Source organism: Streptomyces sp. NPDC017448 (assembly GCF_044330565.1).
Taxonomy (GTDB): Bacteria; Actinomycetota; Actinomycetes; order Streptomycetales; family Streptomycetaceae; genus Streptomyces.
Genome location: NZ_JBIRLM010000001.1, coordinates 430,488 through 451,160 on the forward strand (window position 1 = coordinate 430,488; position 20,673 = coordinate 451,160).

Below are 20,673 nucleotides of genomic sequence, written 5' to 3' on the forward strand. Positions count from 1 at the left end.
GGTTCCTTTCAGGGGAGGGGTGTACGAGTGGGGGAGAGGGCTCCGTGTCGGTCAGCGGGTGGGGCCGCCGGAGGGCGGTGTGTGGTGCGGGGCGGTGGTGCGGGCGCCCTGGTTCCGGGTCTGGTGGGGGGCGGCCTGCGGGGTGGTGCTCCGGGGGGAGCGCAGTTTTCCGGCGGCGGCGACGCCGACGGAGAACTCGCCCCGGGCGAAGGCGGGGGCCGTCCGCTGTGCGGGGACGGCCGCGCCGGCGCCGGTGGGTGTGAACACACCGCGCTCGGTGGTGATCAGCCCGGTGGCCAACCCCTGTGCGACCAGTTTTTCGGCGTTCTGGCGGCTGATGGAGTGGCCGAGGCCGGTGGTGTTCTTGGCGTAGAGGGCGCGGATCATCTCCTGGGGGGCCATGCGGCCGCCGTAGGGGTCGCTGCCCTGTTCGTGGGCGATGCGTCCGGTCTGCCAGCGGGAGGCGTTCTGGGTGAGCGCGGTTTCCAGGGGGACCTCGACGGAGAGGATGACGCGCTGGTCGTACCCGTCCCGGGCGAGAGAGCCGAGGAGCGTGGTGCTGTCGGCCTCGTTCGCAAGCGTCGCGTCGAGCAGGAGGTTGCAGCCCTCAGCACGTGCCCACTCCTGCACCTGGTCGCGCAGGTAGGACGCTTCGCGGTGGAGCAGGCCGGACATCTCGGCCGGGGTGAGTTCACGGCCGAAGGAGAGGGCCGTCCGTTCCGGGGAGAGCCGGGGTAGCCCCCCGGCCTCGAAGAGGGCGCGCTTGAACTCGTCCGGGTCGAGGACGACGTAGTCCTCCAGCCTCAGGCCGTGGGTGGAGGTGAGCAGCCGCCCCAGCTCGGAGTCCTCGCTCTGCCAGGAGCCGAGCCGGTGCTGCACGGTGCTCTTCCCCGCGCCGGGCGCGCCGGCCGTCAGCAGGACGGCGTTCCCCTGCCGCGGCCGGTCGGCCAACCCCGCCTTGAAACGCTCGATGACCGCACGCTGGATGACACGGCGGTCCTTGTCCCAGGCGAGTCCCTGCCGGAACCGGGCCGCGGTGTCCCCCGCGCCGGGTGAAAGGTCTCCGCCTCGCGCCATGCGCTGCTGCAACTCCGCGTAGAGCTGAGCGTATTCCCCCGTCAGCATCTCTTTCCGATCATCGTATGGGTGTGGTTCGTCGGCGGTCAGCCGCGTGCCTGCTTCCTCCGTACGATCTCGTCGAGGTCGTCGTCCGTGATCGTGCCCAGCAGGGCGGCGCCGTTGACGAGGGCGAAGACGTTGTCCTGCCCCGTGGGTTCGACGACCAGCTCGTCGTGGACCTCTTCTTCGAAGTCCCAGGCGGCGATGGTCGCGATCATCTCCTCGCGGGGGATGCCGCCCTGGGCGTAGTGGCTGAGGTACGCGCGGAGTGAGGGCTTCTCGGTCATGGGGCGGTCCTTCTCGGTTCTTCTGTGCGGTGTCGCCGCCGGTGGGCGGGGCCTGGGTGTGGTGTCGGGTCGGCGGGCGGGGCCGGCGGGGCGGCCGGGGGTGTGGTGGCGCGTGCGCTCCTCTCCCCTGCTTCGGACGTGTCCGGGTCAGCCGCGCGCGTTCTTGCGGCGCACGATCTCCTCCGCGTCCTCGTAGGCGATGTCGCCGAGCAGGGCGGCGCCGTTGACGAGGGCGAAGACGTTGTCCTGCCCCGTGGGTTCGACGACCAGCTCGTCGTGGAGCTCTTCTTCGAAGTCCCAGGCGGCGATGGTCGCGATCATCTCCTCGCGGGGGATGCCGCCCTGGGCGTAGTGGCTGAGGTACGCGCGGAGTGAGGGCTTCTCGGTCATGGGGCGGTCCTTCCGTGCGGCGCCGCCGACGGGCGGGGCGGCGCGGGCGCCGCACAGCCCCACCCGCCGCCGGAGCTACTGGTTGTGACCCTTCATACCGTCGTTGTCGTCCAGCGAACCCGCGACCTCGTTGGCCGCGTTCATGCCCGCCTGGGCGACCACGGCGGCGGCCTGGACCGCGACCATCGCGGGGCCCGCGGCCGCCGCGGCGCCACCGGCCGCCGCGCCTCCGGCACCCGCGCCTCCGGCACCGCCCGCACCGGCCGACGGGGACGCGCCGGCGCCGGAGGACGGAGAGCCCGCCGGGCCCTTCGCGCCGCCACCGCCGCCACCGCCACCTCCGCCCCCTCCCCCTCCTCCTCCGCCGCCACCGCCACTGGCGATGCTGACGGCACCGCTCGCGATGCTGTTGGCGAAGTTGAGGGCCACGGTGCCGCCCGAGGTGCCGCCGAGCGCCGCGGTCGCCGGGACGACCAGTTTGAGCAGGGCGGGCAGGGCGAAGACCGAGAGGACGAGCATGCCCATGCCTGCGATGGTGTTCTCCAGGCCCGGGTCCTTCCTGCTCTGGGTCATGGACGTGGCCGAGTAGATGATCAGTGCCGCGGCCGGCTTGTAGAGCAGCCAGGCGACCAGCCAGCCGATGTGCTTCTTCCACCAGCCGTCCCCCCACCCCGTCATGGAGGCGGCGGCGGCGATGGGGAGGGTGCCGATCAGCATGATGAGCACGCCGAGCCGGATGTACATCAGGATGATCTGGACGAAGCTGGCCAGCATGACCAGCAGGCCGAAGATCAGGATCAGGCCGGGGCTGGTCAGCGCGGTGACCCCGAGAAGGGTCTCCGCGTTCTCCCCCAGGTTCGCCTTTCGGTACACCTCTTGGGCGTAGGCGTCCGACGCCTGGTACAGCAGGGCGGCCAGCACGGGGGTGAGGGTGGAGACGAGGATGACCTTCCACATGCCCATGAACGCCTGCTGCATGGACTGGCCCTTGCGCTCGTAGGCCATCCTGATCGCGGCGACGAGGAGGGAGGCGACGGCCACGTAGGCGACGATCCACCTCGTCTCACCGATGATCATGTCGAGCCCCGTGCCGCCCTCGGGGTTGAGGCTGTTGCCGGTGCCGACCTTCATCCAGACGCCGTTGAGCGCCTTGAGGACTTCGGAGGCGGCCTCACCGATCGCGTTCGCGAACGATTCCACGGCGCTTCCGACCACGCTGTCGACGGCGCCCTTGGCACCATCCTTGATGCAGTCCTTCAGGTTCTTCCCGCACTCGACGAGGTCCCCGGGGCTGGGCAGGTTAGGCGCCATCTTCACCTCCCCAGAGGACGAACCCCTCCGGCCCCCCGACGAAGGTGATGTTCTCCGTGAGCGACCCCTTCAAGGTGGGGCGCAGCTTCCAGTCCCCGTCCTCCCAGACCACGGACGCGGTGGCGGCGCCGTACTTCCCGTCGGCGATGCGTATGAGGAGCATCGCCGTGGCCTGGTCCTTGGTGTACGTGAGCATGGAGAACCCGACATAGGTCCCGTCGCTGCCCGGAGCCCCCGCCGCGTTCTCGTCGGCTTCCTTGGACCGCGTCGCCACGAACGCGTCCTTGCCGGGACCGCGGGCGACCTGCTGGTCGGCGACCGTCCTCCACTCGCTCCCGCTCATCTTGGAGGTGATGGAGTGCAGGGCCAGTACCGCGCCCAGGGGGGTGCGTGCGAAGCAGGACCAGACGGCGCCCTTGTACAGGAGGGGGCCCGCCGTGGCGGACACCGGGACGAGGTCCGTCCGGTAGACCTTCCACTTCAGGTCCGCCGGGCTCTTCGGCGGAACCGCCTGGTCGCTGTCGTCCGTGCGGCAGCCGGCCGGCCGGGGGCCCTCCGTGCCGTTCGACGGCTTGCCCGAGGGGGCGCCCTGCGCGGGGTCGGCGGAGGGCGCCGCCGTCGCCCCCGGCGCCGGGCCGGCTTTCGTCCCCTCGTCGTCGGCGAAGACGACGAAGGCGCCGAGCAACGCCAACACCAGGAAGAACCCGGCGGACAGCAGCCACCCCGGCTGCTGCCAGAACGGCTTCTCCCACTCACCACTGCTGTTTCGCGGACTCATGGGTCGCCCCTCCCCGGATCAGTTGAAGACGAAGGAGACGAGCGGCCCCGCGGTCGCGACCAGGACGCAGCCGCCCAGCACCATGCCGAGTCGGCCCATGTGCTCCGAGCCTTCGCCCCGGCGCATCGAGATGGCCATCATGGCTCCGGTGATCAACACGCCCGCGACACCCGCCGCGGTGCCGGCCCAGGCGACGATGCCGAGCACGTCGTCGACCTTGTTGGTGAGCGCCGGCGGCGCGTCCATGCCCGGATTGGGCACATCGGCCGCGAGGATGACGTGGCGGATCTTGCTCAACATGGAGAATCTTCCCCCCGTGGAAGTGAGCGGTTCTGGCTCAAATGTCTGGTGTTTCGGGTTACTTCGGCGACACTGCCGCCGCCGCATCATGACAGCACTTCTTCGCGACGCGCCCGTTTTCGGTCGCCCCGGTGACCTGCTCGGAACAGAGAAACGGACGAAAGCCTTCTAGAACAAGAGGAATTCGACCAGCGGCCCCGCCGTCGCCCCGATGATGCAGGCCCCCATCACGACCGCGAGCTGGGTGAGGTGTTCGTCACCGTTCCCCGACCGCAGGGCGACCGCCATCCGCGCGCCGACGATCAGGACGCCCAGGACGCCCGCGGCGCTGACCAGCCAGGCGAGGATGCCGAGGATCTGGTTGAGGGGGCCGGTGACGTTGGTGCTGGGAGCGGCCAATATCAGTTCCATCGCGTACTTCCCTAGAAACCGGTTCAGTTGCCGGTGACGAGTCGGCGGAGTGCGGCGGCCTCGCGCGGCAGGGGCCCGGAGAGGTTACCGGTCCGCCAGGAGGGCACCCAGGGAACCCGGTGGACGTCCACCACCGAACCGATCACCTTGATCCGCCGGCCCAGCTCCCTCGGCAGACGGCCGGGCGCGTCCGCGACGAGGACGACCGCGGAGAGCGTCACGCCCGGCGGAATCCCGTTCTGGCGGCCCGCGTCGAGAACCCGGGACACGGCCTGGAGCCCCGAGGCGTGGGTGCGTGCCACCAGCAGGACATCGCCCGGCCGGCCGGCTGCCACGTCCGGCCAGGCGAGACCGGAGTCATGCCCTCCGAACAGCTGTGCCAGGGTTGAAGCACCAGCCCCGCCATGGGCGTTCATCCACGAGAACCGGCCCTCCGCGCCCGGCGGCGTGGAGCCGTCGGACGCGTCGAGTCCCGCCTGCGGTGGGGGACTTGGGGCCGGTGACCCCGGCGTGGACAGAGCCACCGGTCCGCGGAGCCAGATCTCCGGCCCGCCGATCGTTTCCCGTTGCATACGTCCTCGCCCCCCGTGTCGACGTCCGACAACTCGCTCGCGTAGCGTCCGACAGTAATAACGTACTGCGGATCTCGGGTCGTTGGACGCGACAGCCGGGTGAGGGGCCCGCCGGCCGCGCGGGGACGCGGCCCGGCGGAGGACATCGGGAATGTGCTGACGGGGGAGCGATGTCGGAAAAGGGGGGAAGTGCCCTCGCGTGGCTCGCGGGGGGCACCATGGCGCTGGTCGTCATGCCGGTCTTCCTGTTCGCGGGGGTGGGGGCGGGAGACGTCGGGCCCGACATGTCGGGCGTCAGCGGCGGCACGCTGAACCCGGAGCACGTACCGCCGGAGTACCTGCCGTGGGTGCTGAAGGCGGGCTCCATGTGCCCCCAGATCACCGCGCCGGTCATCGCCGCGCAGATCGAGGCCGAATCCGGCTGGGTGAACGGGCTGACCTCGCCGGTCGGGGCCCAGGGACTCTCCCAGTTCATGCCCGGCACCTGGGTCACCTGGGGCCGGGACGACGACGGCAACGGCCGGGTCGACCCCTTCGACCCGGGGGACGCGATCATGGCCCAGGGGCGTTACGACTGCGCCCTGGCCAAGCAGGTCGAGGGGTACAAGGCCCGGGGGGAGGCGAGCGGTCCGACGCTCGACCTCACCCTCGCCTCCTACAACGCGGGCCCGGGCGCGGTGCTCAAGTACGGCGGCATACCCCCGTACCAGGAGACCCAGGGGTACGTCGTCAAGATCAAGGCCGCCATGGCGAAGTACACGGCGATCAGCTCCGGCCCCGGCACGGGCACGATCCCCGCCGGGCAGCGGCTGGCCATGCCGCTCTCCGGCAACCCGCCCGTCACCTCGCCCTTCGGTATGCGCGTGCACCCCATCACCGGGGTCCGCAAGCTGCACTCCGGGATGGACTTCGGCGTGAAGCAGGGCGTGCCCATCCTCGCCGCCAAGGAGGGCGTCGTCACCTTCGCCGGGATGACGGCCGGCTACGGGAACCGCGTGATCGTCTCCCACGGGGCGATCGGCGGCAAACAGATCGCCACGACCTACAACCACATGTCCGCCATCAACGTCTCCAAGGGGCAGAGCGTCGGCGTGGGAACGGTGGTCGGCCTCGTCGGCAGCACGGGCTACTCGACCGGCGCCCACCTCCACTTCGAGGTGCAGGAGAACGGCCAGTACGTCAACCCCGCTCCCTGGATCGGAAAATGAGCGGGCGTCGGACGACGGGCGGGGACGGAAGGAGGACGATCGTGCGGAAGAGCATCGCCACCGTGCTCGTGACCGCCCTGGGGGCGGCCGTGCTGGTCGGCTGCGGCCTGAAGGACCTCCGGGAGGAGTCCGACGGCGCGGGCGGGGGAACGGACCCCGGCCCGGTGGCCTCCGGCGCCTTCACGCCCAAGGCCCCCGTCCCCCGGGGGAAGCCGCTGGACGGGGGGAGCAGGCTTCCCGCGCCGCCGAAGGCGGACGACCGGGACCCGACCTCCGTCGCCCGGGCCTGGGCGACCGTCGCCTACGGCTACGACACCGCCTACGACGCGGGACGCCAGGACGCGGTGCTCCGGAGCCTCCCCTACCTCACCGCCGCACGCGCCTCCGCCGAGCGCGAACACGTCTCGGCGGGCGGCACCGGGGGGGACTGGAACGTCTGGGCGGGGCACCGGGCGTGGACCACGGTGCGGCTCACGTTCGAGGACGGCGACGACGACCTCCCGCCCGACGCCCCGACCCTCGCCTACCGCGAGGTCTTCGTCGAGGGCACGGCGCACGGCCGGGACGGCTGGACCGGCCCCGGACCCCGGCTCATGGCCTCGGTGAAGTTGACCCGCGAGGTCGGCGGCCCGTGGCGCGTCGCCGACGTCCGGGTGGTCGAGGAGGTCCTGCCGCCCGCAGCCCGCCCCTCCGCCCCGGCCTCCCCCTCCGCCACCCCGCCCGCACGAAAGAACTGAGTGAGGCACCCATGTCCGTGTTCAGCCGCCGAAAGCGGACGGAAGAGACTCCGCCGTCGGCTTCCGCACCGACGGCGGTCGAGGTGCGGGTGCGCGCCGACGGATTCGCCGAGGTCGACGGCCGGCCCGTGGTGGCAGGAGTGGGGGAGACCCCCCAGGACGCCGTGCTCGACTACCTGTACCGCATCGCCCTGACCTCCGGGCGGGCCGTGGCGGCCACGGTGCGCGACGAGCGGATCGGGTCCGTCGTGCCGCTGTGGGTGCTGGAGGACGGGGCGAGCGTCTTCTCGGGGCAGCCGGCGCCGCTGGGGGACGCGGGCGGCGTGGGCACGCCCGCGCAGGCACCGGCCTCCGCGCAGGCACCGGCCTCCGCGCAGGCACCGGCCCTCGTGCCCGGGCAGGGCTTCGTGCCCCGGGCGGCTCCGGCGGCGCAGACCCCTCCGCCCGCCGCCCCGGAACCGGAACCCGCGCCCCGGCAGGAGCCCGCGTTCACGCCCACGCAGCCACCGGCCCCCGCGCCCGCCCCGTCCCCGGTACCCGCGGCCCCCGCACCGGCTCCGTACCCGGTACCCGCACCGGCTCCGGCCCCCACGCCCGCACCGGCTCCGTCCCCGGCGCCGGAACCCGCACGCGCAGCGGCACCGGCTCCGTCCCCCGCCCCGGCCCCCCGGCCCCCCGCCGACGACCCGTCCGCCGGGCCCGTCGCCCGGATCCACGAGGCGCTCCAGGCCGGGCGCATCGAGTGGGCCGCCACGCTCGCCCTGCAGAGCGTGGCCGAGGCCGCCGGGCGCCTCGGCCAGGAGGCGCCGGAGACGCTGCGGCTGCGCGAGCTCAACGCGTACGTGGCCTTCGTCGCGGGGGACGCCACCCGGGCCTTCGAGGGCTCCCTGGAGATCGCCCGGATACGTGCCGCGCACGGGGATCCGCAGGCGCTGCAGAGCGTGCTGAACGCGGCGGCCGCCTGGCTCAAGGTCGCCGACCCCCGTGAGGGGCTCCGGATGGGCCGCGACCTGATCGCCCTCTGGTCCACCCTGCCCGCCGCGGACCAGGACCGGCTCGGCTCGGCCCGGGCCCGGATGGCGCGGCTGGAGCAGCGCTAGGGAGCGTCCGGCGGGGCGGGTCCACCGGGCCGGGCGGACGGCGCCCGCCCGGCCCGGCCCCCGCCCCCGCCCGGCCCCGTCCCATTTGTTTTGACCCAGCTCCGTGAGGTAGGTACGCTCAAGCCTTGTGCCTGGGGTGTGTCTGGGCTCGGGTGCGTGTCATCAACCGCACCGCGGGCCCGTCATTAGCCACCGCAATCTGCGCCCTTTCGCCCCTTGGGCGGTAGTCAGCAGTATTCGACACACCCGACCGCGTGGGTCGGTGATGTTCCAGGTTAGTTTCACGAACGGCACACAGAAACCGGAGAAGTAGTGCCTACGATCCAGCAGCTGGTCCGGAAGGGCCGGCAGGACAAGGTCGAAAAGAACAAGACGCCCGCGCTCGAGGGTTCGCCCCAGCGTCGCGGTGTCTGCACGCGTGTGTTCACGACCACCCCGAAGAAGCCGAACTCGGCCCTCCGGAAGGTCGCGCGTGTGCGTCTGACCTCCGGGATCGAGGTCACGGCCTACATCCCGGGTGAGGGACACAACCTGCAGGAGCACTCCATCGTGCTCGTGCGTGGTGGCCGTGTGAAGGACCTGCCGGGTGTTCGTTACAAGATCATCCGCGGTTCGCTCGACACCCAGGGTGTCAAGAACCGCAAGCAGGCCCGCAGCCGCTACGGCGCCAAGAAGGAGAAGTAAGAATGCCTCGTAAGGGCCCCGCCCCGAAGCGCCCGGTCATCATCGACCCGGTCTACAGCTCTCCTCTTGTCACCTCGCTGATCAACAAGATCCTCCTCGACGGCAAGCGTTCCACCGCCGAGCGGATCGTGTACGGCGCCATGGAAGGCCTCCGCGAGAAGACCGGCAACGACCCGGTCATCACGCTGAAGCGCGCGCTTGAGAACGTCAAGCCCTCGCTCGAGGTCAAGTCCCGCCGTGTCGGTGGCGCCACCTACCAGGTGCCGATCGAGGTCAAGCCCGGTCGCGCCTCCACCCTCGCCCTGCGCTGGCTCGTCGGCTACTCCCGCGCCCGTCGCGAGAAGACGATGACCGAGCGCCTCATGAACGAGCTGCTCGACGCCTCCAACGGCCTCGGCGCTTCGGTCAAGAAGCGTGAGGACACCCACAAGATGGCCGAGTCCAACAAGGCCTTCGCGCACTACCGCTGGTAGTCGCTACCCCCATCGAGACCGAGAGAAGACTGAGCCATATGGCCACCACTTCGCTTGACCTGGCCAAGGTCCGCAACATCGGGATCATGGCCCACATCGACGCGGGCAAGACGACCACCACTGAGCGGATCCTCTTCTACACCGGTGTGAGCTACAAGATCGGTGAGGTCCACGACGGCGCTGCCACGATGGACTGGATGGAGCAGGAGCAGGAGCGCGGCATCACGATCACGTCCGCCGCGACCACCTGCCACTGGCCGCTCAACGACGTCGACCACACCATCAACATCATCGACACCCCGGGTCACGTCGACTTCACCGTCGAGGTGGAGCGTTCGCTCCGCGTCCTCGACGGCGCGGTCACCGTGTTCGACGGTGTCGCGGGTGTCGAGCCGCAGTCCGAGACCGTTTGGCGTCAGGCGGACCGCTACGGCGTGCCGCGCATCTGCTTCGTCAACAAGCTCGACCGCACCGGTGCGGACTTCTTCCGTTGCGTCAACATGATCGTGGACCGCCTCGGCGCCACCCCGATCGTCATGCAGCTCCCCATCGGCGCCGAAGCGGACTTCACCGGCGTCGTCGACCTCGTGTCGATGAAGGCCTTCGTGTACCCCGAAGAGGCCGCCAAGGGCGAGATGTACAACATCGTCGACATCCCGGACAACCTGAAGGAGTCCGCCGACGAATGGCGCGCGAAGCTCCTTGAGGCCGTGGCCGAGAACGACGACGCCATGATGGAGCTGTACCTGGAGGGCAACGAGCCCACCCAGGAGCAGCTGCACGAGGCGATCCGCCGTATCACCCTGGCGTCGAAGGGCAGTGCCGACTCCGTCACCGTCACGCCGGTGTTCTGCGGCACCGCGTTCAAGAACAAGGGCGTCCAGCCCCTGCTCGACGCGGTCGTGCGCTACCTGCCCTCCCCCCTGGACGTCGAGGCCATCGAGGGCCACGACGTCAAGGACCCGGAGAAGGTCATCGCGCGCAAGCCCTCGGACGACGAGCCGTTCTCCGGCCTGGCGTTCAAGATCGCGAGCGACCCGCACCTCGGCAAGCTCACCTTCGTCCGGATCTACTCCGGTCGCCTGGAGGCCGGCACCGCGGTGCTGAACTCCGTCAAGGGCAAGAAGGAGCGCATCGGCAAGATCTACCGCATGCACGCGAACAAGCGTGAGGAGATCGCGTCGGTGGGCGCCGGCGACATCATCGCCGTCATGGGCCTCAAGCAGACCACCACCGGTGAGACGCTGTGCGACGACAAGAACCCGGTCATCCTGGAGTCCATGGACTTCCCGGCGCCGGTCATCCAGGTCGCCATCGAGCCCAAGTCCAAGGGTGACCAGGAGAAGCTGGGTGTCGCCATCCAGCGTCTCTCGGAGGAGGACCCCTCCTTCCAGGTGCACTCCGACGAGGAGACCGGCCAGACCATCATCGGTGGTATGGGCGAGCTTCACCTCGAGGTGCTCGTCGACCGCATGAAGCGCGAGTTCCGCGTCGAGGCGAACGTCGGCAAGCCCCAGGTCGCGTACCGCGAGACGATCCGCAAGGCCGTCGAGCGCATCGACTACACGCACAAGAAGCAGACTGGTGGTACCGGCCAGTTCGCGAAGGTGCAGATCGCCCTCGAGCCCATCGAGGGTGGCGACGCCTCCTACGAGTTCGTCAACAAGGTCACCGGTGGCCGCATCCCCCGTGAGTACATCCCCTCGGTGGACGCGGGCGCCCAGGAAGCCATGCAGTTCGGCATCCTGGCCGGTTACGAGATGGTCGGCGTCCGCGTCACCCTTCTCGACGGTGGTTACCACGAGGTCGACTCCTCGGAGCTCGCCTTCAAGATCGCCGGTTCCCAGGCGTTCAAGGAGGGTGCCCGCAAGGCCTCTCCCGTGCTCCTGGAGCCGATGATGGCCGTCGAGGTCACCACGCCCGAGGACTACATGGGCGATGTGATCGGCGACCTCAACTCCCGCCGTGGCCAGATCCAGGCCATGGAGGAGCGCAGCGGCGCTCGCGTCGTGAAGGGGCTCGTGCCCCTCTCGGAGATGTTCGGCTACGTCGGAGACCTCCGCAGCAAGACCTCGGGTCGCGCAAGCTACTCGATGCAGTTCGACTCCTACGCCGAGGTTCCGCGGAACGTCGCCGAGGAGATCATCGCGAAGGCCAAGGGCGAGTAACTCTCCCGAGCTCACGCTTTAGGCTTGTCACCGGAGCCTGGTGGGCATGCGGCACAGCGCGCGAGCACTGTGCCGTATGCCCCCGGCGCCGGCACCCCAGCAAAGATCACCTGGCGCCGATGAAGCAAGGCGTACAGAACCACTCAGGAGGACCCCAGTGGCGAAGGCAAAGTTCGAGCGGACTAAGCCCCACGTCAACATCGGCACCATCGGTCACATCGACCACGGTAAGACGACCCTCACGGCCGCCATTACCAAGGTGCTGCACGACGCGTACCCGGACCTGAACGAGGCCTCGGCCTTCGACCAGATCGACAAGGCTCCCGAAGAGCGCCAGCGCGGTATCACCATCTCCATCGCGCACGTCGAGTACCAGACGGAGTCGCGTCACTACGCGCACGTCGACTGCCCGGGTCACGCGGACTACATCAAGAACATGATCACCGGTGCCGCGCAGATGGACGGCGCCATCCTCGTGGTCGCCGCCACCGACGGCCCGATGCCGCAGACCAAGGAGCACGTGCTCCTGGCCCGCCAGGTCGGCGTTCCGTACATCGTCGTCGCCCTGAACAAGGCCGACATGGTGGACGACGAGGAGATCCTGGAGCTCGTCGAGCTCGAGGTCCGCGAGCTGCTCTCCGAGTACGAGTTCCCGGGCGACGACGTTCCGGTCGTCAAGGTCTCGGCGCTCAAGGCGCTCGAGGGCGACAAGGAGTGGGGCGAGTCCGTCCTCAACCTGATGAAGGCCGTCGACGAGGCCATCCCGCAGCCCGAGCGTGACGTCGACAAGCCGTTCCTGATGCCGATCGAGGACGTCTTCACGATCACCGGTCGTGGCACCGTCGTCACCGGTCGTATCGAGCGTGGTGTCCTGAAGGTCAACGAGACCGTCGACATCGTCGGTATCAAGCAGGAGAAGACCACCACCACGGTCACCGGCATCGAGATGTTCCGCAAGCTGCTCGACGAGGGCCAGGCCGGTGAGAACGTCGGTCTGCTCCTCCGTGGCATCAAGCGCGAGGACGTCGAGCGCGGCCAGGTCATCATCAAGCCGGGTTCGGTCACGCCGCACACCGAGTTCGAGGCGCAGTCCTACATCCTGTCGAAGGACGAGGGTGGCCGTCACACCCCCTTCTTCAACAACTACCGCCCGCAGTTCTACTTCCGTACCACGGACGTGACCGGCGTCGTGACCCTCCCCGAGGGCACCGAGATGGTCATGCCGGGCGACAACACCGTCATGAGCGTCCAGCTGATCCAGCCGGTCGCCATGGAGGAGGGCCTGAAGTTCGCCATCCGTGAGGGTGGTCGGACCGTGGGCGCCGGCCAGGTCACCAAGATCGTCAAGTAGTTTCTGCTTGGCCTTCGGCCTGGTAGCTCGCTGAGCTGCAAGAAGGGCCCCGCACCTCGGAAGAGGCGCGGGGCCCTTCGCCGTGTCCTGGGCGGACCGCGGGGGAGGCCCGGCGTGCGCTACGGGCGGGGGGCGGCCGGTACGGAGGGCAGCGTCGCCGTCACGGTGAACGCGCCGTCCTCGGCGGTGGCGGCGAACGTCCCGCCCAGCGCGAGGACCCGGCCCGCCAGCCCGGCCAGCCCCGTACCGTGCCGCTTCGAGCCGTGCCGGCCGGCGGCGCGCTGCCCCGGGAGGGCGGGCCCGCCCTCCGGGGCGGCGCCGTCGTTGCGGACGGTGAGCCGGACCTTCCCGTCCTCCGCCCGCAGGGTGATCTCGCACGAGACGGCCCGGCTGTGCTGGAGCACGTTGCCGACCGCCTCGCGCAGCACGAAACGCAGGCAGCCCACGACCGCCGGGCCGGGCTCGACGTGCGGCGGCAGCACGGTCCGCACCTCCACACCGGAGGCGGCGAGCACGCGCTGGGCGTGCGCGAGCTCCTCCGAGAGGGAGAGCGCCCCGCCGTCCGGCCGGCTGATGGAGCGCACGTCGTCGTGGAGCCGCCGGGCCAGCGCGACCATCTCGGTCAGCGCCTCGCGCTCCCGCTCGCGGCCGGCCTCCCGGGCGTCCGACGGGTCGCCGCGCAGCGCCACCTCGCCCCGGAGCGCGATCGCCGTCAGCGACGAGCCGACCAGATCGTGCAGGTCCTGCCGCATCCGGTCCCGCTCCCGCTGTTCGGCCAGCCGTTCCGTGTACTCCCTCCCCGCGCCCAGCCGGGCCGCGAGGAGGGCCAGGTGGGCGACGGCGAAGACGGTGCTCGCGGTGATCGCCGTACTGAGCAGGATGCTGAACGGGCTGCGGTCGGTGGTGATCAGATCGGTGGTGGAGAGCACGGGGCCGCTCACGCCCACCGCCAGGGCGAGCGGCACGGAGGCGTTCGGCGGCAGGGTCAGCAGGACGGCCCCGGCGAGGAAGCCCAGCAGGCTCATCCACCCGTGGTGGAAGAGGAGCAGCGGGAGGTACGTCAGCACCGCCTGGACGAGCAGCAGCACCCACCGCAGGCGGTAGGGCAGCCGGTACGGCGGCGGGGCGTACTGGCCCAGCATCACCGCGGGCATCAGGACCAGCACGGTCAGACCGGCGACCACCGAGCGCCTGCCGAGCGGCGAGGACGTCAGCTCCAAGGCGACCAGGGCGAGCGACCCGATCACCAGGACGGCCAGCGCTCCGAAGGCCACTTTGGAGCCCTGGGGCGCGGCTTCCTCGAGGCGTACCGGACGCCGCATGCCCACCGTCTCCCTTCCGACGCGCGTCCCCCGACGGCGGGAAGGTCCGTGCGCCTCACGTCGTGAAATCTTCACTTCTTCACCACGAGCCCCCCTGCTTTGATCACCTCTGTTTCATGCCTACTACAACAGAGAGTTGTGTGACGTGTCGGAGCACATTCCTCCCACCTCAGGGTGGGAGGGCTCATCGTTGGCCCTGCAGCGGCGAAGACGACTTCTGCCGCGGATCGCCCTCGGCGCGGCCATGGTGCTCGCGGTGGAGATGGCGCTGCTGACCGAGAGCGGCCAGGCCGTGGCCCTCACCCAGCAGGCGCCGAAGGCGCCGGTCGAGGAGCAGGCCGCACCCCAAGGGCCCCGCGAAGCCGCGGACGTCCTCTCGGCGAAGGTGGCCGCCAAACTGTACGGCAAGCGGGTCGAGGCGCTGTCCGAGCGCACCGAGACCTCCACGACCTGGGTGAACAAGGACGGCTCGCTCACGACCGAGCTGACCGCCGGCCCGGTCCGCTTCGAGGAGGACGGCGCCTGGAGGGATGTCGACGTCGAACTCCGTGAGACGGCCGGCGGCGGCGTCGAGGCCAAGGCCCACCCGAACGGTCTGAGCCTGGCGGGGAAGGGCGGTGCGCTGCCGCGCTCGGTGCGCGAGGCGGACCGCGCCCCCGCCCGCGACCTGGTCACCCTCGGCGAGGGCGACGAGCGGATCACGCTCCAGTGGAAGGGCGGCCTGCCCGCACCCGAACTGGACGGGACGCGCGCCACCTACCCCGAGGCCCTGCCGGGCGCGGACGTCGTCGTCGAGTCGACCCGTACGGGCTTCGAGCAGTACGTCGAGATCAAGAAGCGTCCGGCCGAGGGCTACTCGTACACCCTGCCGCTCAAGGCCAAGGGCCTGACGGCGAAGGAACAGCCCGACGGCAGCGTGTTGTTCACCGACCGGAAGAACGGCAAACGGGCCGTGATGCCCGCGCCGGTGATGTGGGACGCCACCGTCGACAAGGTCTCCGGCGAGCACACCCGCCGGGTGCCGGTGGAGATGAAGGCGGTCAAGCGGAAGGGCGCCGTCGACCTGGTCGTCACCCCGGACGCGGCGTTCCTCGCAGACCCGGAGACGAAGTACCCCGTCACGGTCGACCCGTCGACCTCGTCGCTGTCCAACGTCTTCGACACCTACGTCCAGCAGGGCGAGACCCGCGACTGGTCCACCGATGTGGAGCTGGACTTCGGCAACCCCGGTACGACGAACGCGAACGGCACGCCCCGTACCGCCCAGTCCTTCATCACCTGGAACACCGCGCCGATCGCCGACGCGCTGGTCTCCAGCGCCAGGCTGAGCCTGTGGAACTTCCACTCGGCCAACACCACCTGCGCCGCCCAGCCGTGGCAGGTCTGGTCATCGCCCGCCGCCACGACGGCCAGCCGGTGGACCAACCGGCCGACGATGACCGCGCTGAAGGCGGAGTCCACCGAGACCCGCGGCAACCCCGGCTGCGCCACCCAGCCCGACGGCTGGATCAACGCGAACGTGACCACGCTCGCCCAGGAATGGGCCTCCGCCAAGGCCACCCGCGGTCACCTGGGCATCCGGGCCAAGAGCGAGACCACCGTCGCCCAGTGGAAGCGGGTGAACTCCGCCGACGCTGCGAAGAACCCGCCGAAGTTGTCGGTGACCTACAACTTCCGGCCGCGTACCGGCACCCAGCAGGAGGCGGGACCGCCGTTCTTCTCCTACGGCGGCGCCTACATGGTCAACACCCTGACGCCGACGCTGCGCGACACCTTCGTCGACGCCGACGGTGACAAGGTCAACGGCACCTTCCAGATCTTCGACAACGCCACGAACGCCCAGGTCGGCTCGCCGATCGTCTCGAAGTTCGTCGCGTCCGGGCAGGCCGCGTCGGTGACCGTCCCCGCGGGGCTGCTGGCCGAGGGCAAGACGTACAAGTTCCGTACGAGCCCCTACGACGGCACGCACTACAACACCGGATGGTCCGCGTGGAAGACCTTCACGGTCGACACCAGGGCCCCCTCCGCACCCGTGAAGATCGCCTCCACCGACTACCCCACCGGGCAGTGGGTCAAGGGCTCCGGGCAGCCGGGCACCTTCACGGTGACCCCGCCGGGCGGCTCCGACCACCACTGGCTGGAGTGGTCCCTCGACGGCGTGACCTGGACCAAGGTCGCCACCGGCGGCGCCGCCGCGAACAAGGCGATCACCGTCGCACCGCCGAAGAACGGCAGCCACACCCTCCAGGTGCGCTCCGTCGACAAGGCGGACAACAAGTCCGAGGCGCTGGAGTACGTCTTCCACGCCGGTTCGGGCGGCTTCGTCCAGCCCTCGGAGGGCGAGCGGACCGCACGCCGGCTGCCGCTGGTCGCCGAGGCCGAGGCCGGCAAGTACAACGCCGTCGCCTTCTCCTGGCGCCGCTCCGAGGCCGACCCCTGGGTACGGATCCCGGTCGGCGACGTCACCTCCGGCGGCAGCGCGCTGACGGCCTGGCCGGTCCCGCTGACGAACGGCCGCAACGCCCCGTTGGTGTGGAACACCACCAGCACCGTCGACCCCGACGGCACGATCCAGCTCAAGGCCGACTTCACCGGCCCGAACTCCGCGTCCGACAGCACGAGTCCGCTGACCGCGGTCGTGGACCGCAACGCGGACGGCGCGGCCACCGCGGAGGTCGGCCCCGGCTCGGTCAACCTGCTGACGGGCGACTACACGCTCTCCGAGACCGATGTGTCGCTCTTCGACCTGTCGGTCTCCCGCACGGCCGCGTCGCGCACCCCGAACCGGGGCGCCGGCCAGGAGGGCCAGGCGGCCATCTTCGGCAAGGAGTGGGTCTCCGGCACCGCCGCCGAGGCCGCCGAGTCCGACTACAGCCACGTCCGGCGCATCTCCGACACCGCGGTCGACGTGGTGCTGGAGGAGGGCGACGCGATCCACTTCACCGCCAACGCGGCGAAGAACGCGTGGATAGCGGAGCCCGGGTCCGAGGACCTGACCCTCAAGGGCAGTGTGAGCGGCACGTTCACCCTCTCCGACACCGAGGGCACGGTCACCACCTTCACCAAGGCGGACGCCGCGGCCACCACCTGGCAGCTCTCCAGCGTCCTGGACGACGGCCTGGCCAACTCCACGACCAAGGTGGTCTCCGAGACCGTCACGGTCGACGGCAGGAAGCTGGCCCGGCCGAAGCGGATCATCGCCCCGACCACGGCCGCCACCACGGCCGCGTGCGAGGCGACGCCCGCCACCAAGGGCTGCAAGGTCCTGGACTTCGTCTACGCGACCACCACCACGGCCACCGGCACGGAGACCAACGCCCAGTTCGGCGACTTCGCCGGCCAGCTGCGCGAGATCCGCGCCTGGGCCACCAGCCCCGGCGCCTCCGCCGCCACGTCCACTGCGGTCGCCGCCTACCGCTACGACTCGGGCGGCAGCCTGCGCCAGCAGTGGGATCCCCGGCTGAGCCAGGCATCCCAGACCCAGTACGCCTACCACGGCGGCCGGGTCACCTGGATGCAGCAGCAGGGGCGGCTCCCGTACACCTTCACCTACGGCAACGCCGGAGCCGGCACGGCGCCCGGCGACGGGATGCTGCTGAGCTCCTCCCGGCAGGCCCTCAAGCAGGGCACCGCCTCCACGGTCGAGGGCGACGCGGTCACCAGCATCGTGTACGGCGTCCCGCTCACCGGCGCCAAGGCCCCGTACGCCATGGGCGCGGCCGACGTCCGCGCCTGGGGCCAGAGCGACGCACCCAGCGACGCCACCGCGGTGTTCCCCGCCGACGCGGTCCCCGCCTCCCACGCGGGCGCCGACCTCGCGGCCACGGGCTACCGCCGTGCCACCGTCACCTACCTCAACGCGTCGGGCCGTACGGTCAACTCGGCCACGCCCGGCGGGCACATCACCACCACCGAGTACGACCGGTTCGGCAACAAGGTCCGCGAACTGACCGCGGGCAACCGCGAGCTGGCGCTCGGCGCGGGCGCGGAGCACCGGGACGTCCTCACCGACCTGGGGCTCAGCGCGATGCCCTCGGCCGAGCGTGCCCACCTGCTCTCCACGCTCTCCGTCCACGACGAGGCCGGCGTGCGCAAGACCGAGCAGCTCGGCCCGATCCACCGGGTGGACCTCTCCGAGGACCTCAAGGACGGCTCCACGGTCCTGGTCGGCGCGGGCACCTCCGTGCCGGCGCGCGCCTGGACGGTCAACGAGTACGACGAGGGCCGTCCCACCGACGGAACCGCCAAGGCGAAGGACCAGCTGACGCTGGCCATCACCGGCGTCCGGGTCCGCGACCACTACGGCGTCATGGGGGAGAAGCGCCTCACCGAGACCCAGTACGACTGGGGCAAGGGCCTGCCCACCCTGACGATCCAGGACCCCGGCGGCCTCGGGATCACCACCAGCACCGGGTACGACGCCCAGGGCCGGGTCACCTCCCAGGTGCTGCCGGGCGGCACGGGCGGCGACGCGGCCACCCGGATCACCGAGTACTGGTCGGCCACCGGCACCGGCTGGTGCAAGGGGCGGCCCGAGTGGGCGGACCAGCCGTGCTGGACCGGCCCGGCCGGTGACATCACCGGCGGCGGATCCCACCCGGCCAAGCTGCCCAACACGACGACGGAGTACGACCGCTGGGGCAACCCGGCCGTCGTGACGGACGAGGTCGGCGGAGTCACGCGGACCACCGCGACGACGTACGACGCCGCCGGGCGCAAGATCTACGAGACGGTGACGGGCGGCCTCGGCCAGGCCGTTCCGGCGACCACCACCGAGTACGACCCGGCCACCGGGGCGACCGTCAAGGTCTCCTCGCCCACCGGAGGAACGATCACCACCGCCTACGACCAGCTGGGCCGGCAGATCTCCTACACCGACGCCGACGGAGGGGTCACCAGGACCGAGTACGACCTGCTCGACCGGAAGGTCAAGGAGAGCGACTCCGCCCCCTCCACGGTGACCTACACCTACGACCACGCGGCCGAGCCGCGCGGTCTGCTCACCGCGAAGGCCGACTCCGTCGCCGGCGTCTTCCGCGCCGCCTACGACGCGGACGGCGCGGTGGCCACGGAGAAACTGCCCGGCGGCTACACCCTCCGGATCACCGGGGACACCACCGGGACGGCGGTCAACCGCACCTACACCCGGGACGCTGACGACACCACCGTCTTCACCGACTCGATCACGCGCAACGCCCACGGGCAGGTCGCCACCCACGCCGGCTGGTCCGAACAGCGCTACCACTACGACAGGGCCGCCAGGCTGACCGGCGTCGAGGACAACGTCGAGGGGGAGTGCACCCGACGTACGTACACGCTGGACCGGCGCTCCAACCGGACGGCGCTGGCCACCGCGGTCGCGGCCCCCGGCGCCGACTGCCCCGCGGGCGGGGGCGCCGCGGTGGGCCACAGCTACGACAGCGCCGACCGCCTGGTCGACGCGGGCTACGGCTACGACGCCTTCGGCCGGACCACGGCACTGTCCGGCGCCACGCTCGGCTACTACGCCAACGACCTCGTCCACCGCCAGACGGCCGACGGCCGGCGGCAGACCTGGGAGCTGGACGCGAGCCTGCGCCTGCGCTCCTGGAAGGTCGAGACCGGTTCCGGGTCCACCTGGACGCAGACCGGGTCCAAGGTCAACCACTACGACCGCGACGGCGACAGCCCCCGCTGGATCGTGGAGGACACCGCCACCGGCGAACTGACCCGCAACGTCGAGTCGGCCGCCGGAGAGCTGGGGGCGACCACGGAGAAGTCCGGCGGCGCCGTCCTCCAGCTCGCCACCCTCCACGGCGACATCGCGCTGCAGCTCCCGCTCAACCCCGAGGAGGCGCCGACGGCCCTGGACGCCGACGAGTACGGCAACGAGCGCCGGAGCCGGGAGCCGGTCCGCTACGGCTGGCTCGGCGCCAAGCAGCGCTCCGCCGAGACCCTCACCGGCCTCACCCTCATGGGCGTCCGCCTCTACAACCCGGCCACCGGCCGCTTCCTCTCCAGCGACCCGGTGTACGGCGGAAGCGCCAACGCCTACGAGTACGGCTACGCGGACCCCGTCAACAAGTTCGACCTCGACGGGAAGTGGGTGCCGCTGGTCGTCTTCGGTGTGCGGGCGGCGGTCGCCTGCTTCCGGTACTGCAAGAAGGCGTACAAAGCGGCCAAGTACGCCTACCGCGGCTACAAGTGGGGCAAGTCCATGCGCCGGGGCCGTCACCGCGCACCCCGGGTGAACGGCCGGGGCGCACGCCAGTGCGCCGCCTACGGCGGCGGTCTCTGGGCGGTCGGCGCCACCGCTGGCTACGCTCTGTGGAAGCGCAGGAGCATCAACGGCGACTTCGTCGGAGGCGCGACCCTGATCGGTGCCGGCAGGTATCTCGGGCGTTACGCGCGGCGCGGATGGTGCTGATACCCCGATGAAGGTGAGGGGCCCGGATCTCCGGGCCCCTCGTCCGGTGCGCCCCC

The 20,673-nt window shown here is 70.8% G+C and carries 17 protein-coding genes; 8 read left to right on the top strand and 9 right to left on the bottom strand.

The annotated features are described in order from the left end of the window. Nucleotides 1-51: 51 nt before the first annotated feature. From ACH4K1_RS01915 to ACH4K1_RS01950, 8 genes are all read right to left on the bottom strand, one after another. Nucleotides 52-1,125, bottom strand: coding sequence for a zeta toxin family protein (locus tag ACH4K1_RS01915; protein ID WP_398085493.1), 1,074 nt, complete (start codon nucleotides 1,123-1,125; stop codon nucleotides 52-54). A gap of 38 nt (nucleotides 1,126-1,163) precedes the next feature. Beyond that, nucleotides 1,164-1,406 carry a hypothetical protein gene (locus tag ACH4K1_RS01920; protein WP_398085496.1) on the bottom strand — a complete coding sequence of 81 codons (243 nt, stop codon included), beginning with the start codon at nucleotides 1,404-1,406 and terminating at the stop codon, nucleotides 1,164-1,166. Nucleotides 1,407-1,553: 147 nt separating this feature from the next. After that, entirely contained in the window at nucleotides 1,554-1,796 is a 243-nt protein-coding gene (locus ACH4K1_RS01925) for a hypothetical protein (RefSeq protein WP_398085498.1), read from the bottom strand. Nucleotides 1,797-1,871: 75 nt separating this feature from the next. After that, nucleotides 1,872-3,107, bottom strand: coding sequence for a hypothetical protein (locus ACH4K1_RS01930; protein ID WP_398086561.1), 1,236 nt, complete (start codon nucleotides 3,105-3,107; stop codon nucleotides 1,872-1,874). Further along, nucleotides 3,097-3,885 (bottom strand): hypothetical protein, encoded by a 789-nt coding sequence (locus ACH4K1_RS01935; protein ID WP_398085501.1) that lies wholly within the window; start codon nucleotides 3,883-3,885, stop codon nucleotides 3,097-3,099. Before ACH4K1_RS01935 ends, ACH4K1_RS01930 begins: the two co-directional genes overlap by 11 nt. Before the next feature lie 18 nt (nucleotides 3,886-3,903). Further along, nucleotides 3,904-4,185 carry a hypothetical protein gene (locus ACH4K1_RS01940; RefSeq protein ID WP_398085504.1) on the bottom strand — a complete coding sequence of 94 codons (282 nt, stop codon included), beginning with the start codon at nucleotides 4,183-4,185 and terminating at the stop codon, nucleotides 3,904-3,906. A gap of 168 nt (nucleotides 4,186-4,353) precedes the next feature. Continuing rightward, nucleotides 4,354-4,596: a hypothetical protein gene (locus ACH4K1_RS01945; protein ID WP_398085507.1), complete on the bottom strand. Its 243-nt coding sequence runs from the start codon at nucleotides 4,594-4,596 to the stop codon at nucleotides 4,354-4,356. Between the two features lie 23 nt (nucleotides 4,597-4,619). Then, on the bottom strand, nucleotides 4,620-5,168 hold the full coding sequence (locus ACH4K1_RS01950) for a DUF6668 family protein (RefSeq protein ID WP_398085510.1): 549 nt from the start codon (nucleotides 5,166-5,168) through the stop codon (nucleotides 4,620-4,622). 218 nt (nucleotides 5,169-5,386) lie between these two features. On the opposite strand from ACH4K1_RS01950, the gene ACH4K1_RS01955 reads away from it, so the two are divergent. The 7 genes from ACH4K1_RS01955 to tuf all read left to right on the top strand — a co-directional run bounded on the left by ACH4K1_RS01955 (nucleotide 5,387) and on the right by tuf (nucleotide 12,889). Further along, nucleotides 5,387-6,376, top strand: a complete 990-nt coding sequence (locus tag ACH4K1_RS01955) for a peptidoglycan DD-metalloendopeptidase family protein (RefSeq protein WP_398085512.1) — start codon at nucleotides 5,387-5,389, stop codon at nucleotides 6,374-6,376. 41 nt (nucleotides 6,377-6,417) lie between these two features. Then, nucleotides 6,418-7,113 carry a hypothetical protein gene (locus tag ACH4K1_RS01960; protein ID WP_398085515.1) on the top strand — a complete coding sequence of 232 codons (696 nt, stop codon included), beginning with the start codon at nucleotides 6,418-6,420 and terminating at the stop codon, nucleotides 7,111-7,113. An 11-nt stretch (nucleotides 7,114-7,124) separates the two neighbouring features. Beyond that, nucleotides 7,125-8,213, top strand: coding sequence for a tetratricopeptide repeat protein (locus ACH4K1_RS01965; RefSeq protein ID WP_398085518.1), 1,089 nt, complete (start codon nucleotides 7,125-7,127; stop codon nucleotides 8,211-8,213). Nucleotides 8,214-8,525: 312 nt separating this feature from the next. Further along, nucleotides 8,526-8,897, top strand: coding sequence for a 30S ribosomal protein S12 (rpsL, locus tag ACH4K1_RS01970; RefSeq protein ID WP_003948652.1), 372 nt, complete (start codon nucleotides 8,526-8,528; stop codon nucleotides 8,895-8,897). A 2-nt stretch (nucleotides 8,898-8,899) separates the two neighbouring features. Beyond that, a complete protein-coding gene (gene rpsG, locus ACH4K1_RS01975; RefSeq protein ID WP_003966970.1) occupies nucleotides 8,900-9,370 on the top strand; it encodes a 30S ribosomal protein S7 in 471 nt (156 codons plus the stop codon). Between the two features lie 38 nt (nucleotides 9,371-9,408). Further along, complete coding sequence (gene fusA / locus ACH4K1_RS01980; RefSeq protein ID WP_398085521.1) at nucleotides 9,409-11,538, top strand: elongation factor G; 2,130 nt, start codon at nucleotides 9,409-9,411, stop codon at nucleotides 11,536-11,538. Nucleotides 11,539-11,695: 157 nt separating this feature from the next. After that, on the top strand, nucleotides 11,696-12,889 hold the full coding sequence (gene tuf / locus ACH4K1_RS01985) for an elongation factor Tu (protein ID WP_030112819.1): 1,194 nt from the start codon (nucleotides 11,696-11,698) through the stop codon (nucleotides 12,887-12,889). 119 nt (nucleotides 12,890-13,008) lie between these two features. Here tuf and ACH4K1_RS01990 read toward each other — a convergent pair whose 3' ends face one another. Next, complete coding sequence (locus ACH4K1_RS01990; RefSeq protein WP_398085525.1) at nucleotides 13,009-14,211, bottom strand: sensor histidine kinase; 1,203 nt, start codon at nucleotides 14,209-14,211, stop codon at nucleotides 13,009-13,011. A gap of 244 nt (nucleotides 14,212-14,455) precedes the next feature. On the opposite strand from ACH4K1_RS01990, the gene ACH4K1_RS01995 reads away from it, so the two are divergent. Continuing rightward, entirely contained in the window at nucleotides 14,456-20,617 is a 6,162-nt protein-coding gene (locus tag ACH4K1_RS01995; protein ID WP_398086563.1) for a DNRLRE domain-containing protein, read from the top strand. The last annotated feature ends 56 nt before the right edge of the window (nucleotides 20,618-20,673 follow it).

Excerpts from the sequence above, each read along its gene's own strand:
- ACH4K1_RS01915 (WP_398085493.1), bottom strand. The coding sequence starts at position 1,125 with ATGCTGACGGGGGAATACGCTCAGCTCTACGCGGAGTTGCAGCAGCGC.
- ACH4K1_RS01920 (WP_398085496.1), bottom strand. The coding sequence starts at position 1,406 with ATGACCGAGAAGCCCTCACTCCGCGCGTACCTCAGCCACTACGCCCAG.
- ACH4K1_RS01925 (WP_398085498.1), bottom strand. The coding sequence starts at position 1,796 with ATGACCGAGAAGCCCTCACTCCGCGCGTACCTCAGCCACTACGCCCAG.
- ACH4K1_RS01930 (WP_398086561.1), bottom strand. The coding sequence starts at position 3,107 with ATGGCGCCTAACCTGCCCAGCCCCGGGGACCTCGTCGAGTGCGGGAAG.
- ACH4K1_RS01935 (WP_398085501.1), bottom strand. The coding sequence starts at position 3,885 with ATGAGTCCGCGAAACAGCAGTGGTGAGTGGGAGAAGCCGTTCTGGCAG.
- ACH4K1_RS01940 (WP_398085504.1), bottom strand. The coding sequence starts at position 4,185 with ATGTTGAGCAAGATCCGCCACGTCATCCTCGCGGCCGATGTGCCCAAT.
- ACH4K1_RS01945 (WP_398085507.1), bottom strand. The coding sequence starts at position 4,596 with ATGGAACTGATATTGGCCGCTCCCAGCACCAACGTCACCGGCCCCCTC.
- ACH4K1_RS01950 (WP_398085510.1), bottom strand. The coding sequence starts at position 5,168 with ATGCAACGGGAAACGATCGGCGGGCCGGAGATCTGGCTCCGCGGACCG.
- ACH4K1_RS01955 (WP_398085512.1), top strand. The coding sequence starts at position 5,387 with ATGGCGCTGGTCGTCATGCCGGTCTTCCTGTTCGCGGGGGTGGGGGCG.
- ACH4K1_RS01965 (WP_398085518.1), top strand. The coding sequence starts at position 7,125 with ATGTCCGTGTTCAGCCGCCGAAAGCGGACGGAAGAGACTCCGCCGTCG.
- rpsG (WP_003966970.1), top strand. The coding sequence starts at position 8,900 with ATGCCTCGTAAGGGCCCCGCCCCGAAGCGCCCGGTCATCATCGACCCG.
- fusA (WP_398085521.1), top strand. The coding sequence starts at position 9,409 with ATGGCCACCACTTCGCTTGACCTGGCCAAGGTCCGCAACATCGGGATC.
- ACH4K1_RS01990 (WP_398085525.1), bottom strand. The coding sequence starts at position 14,211 with ATGCGGCGTCCGGTACGCCTCGAGGAAGCCGCGCCCCAGGGCTCCAAA.
- ACH4K1_RS01995 (WP_398086563.1), top strand. The coding sequence starts at position 14,456 with ATGGTGCTCGCGGTGGAGATGGCGCTGCTGACCGAGAGCGGCCAGGCC.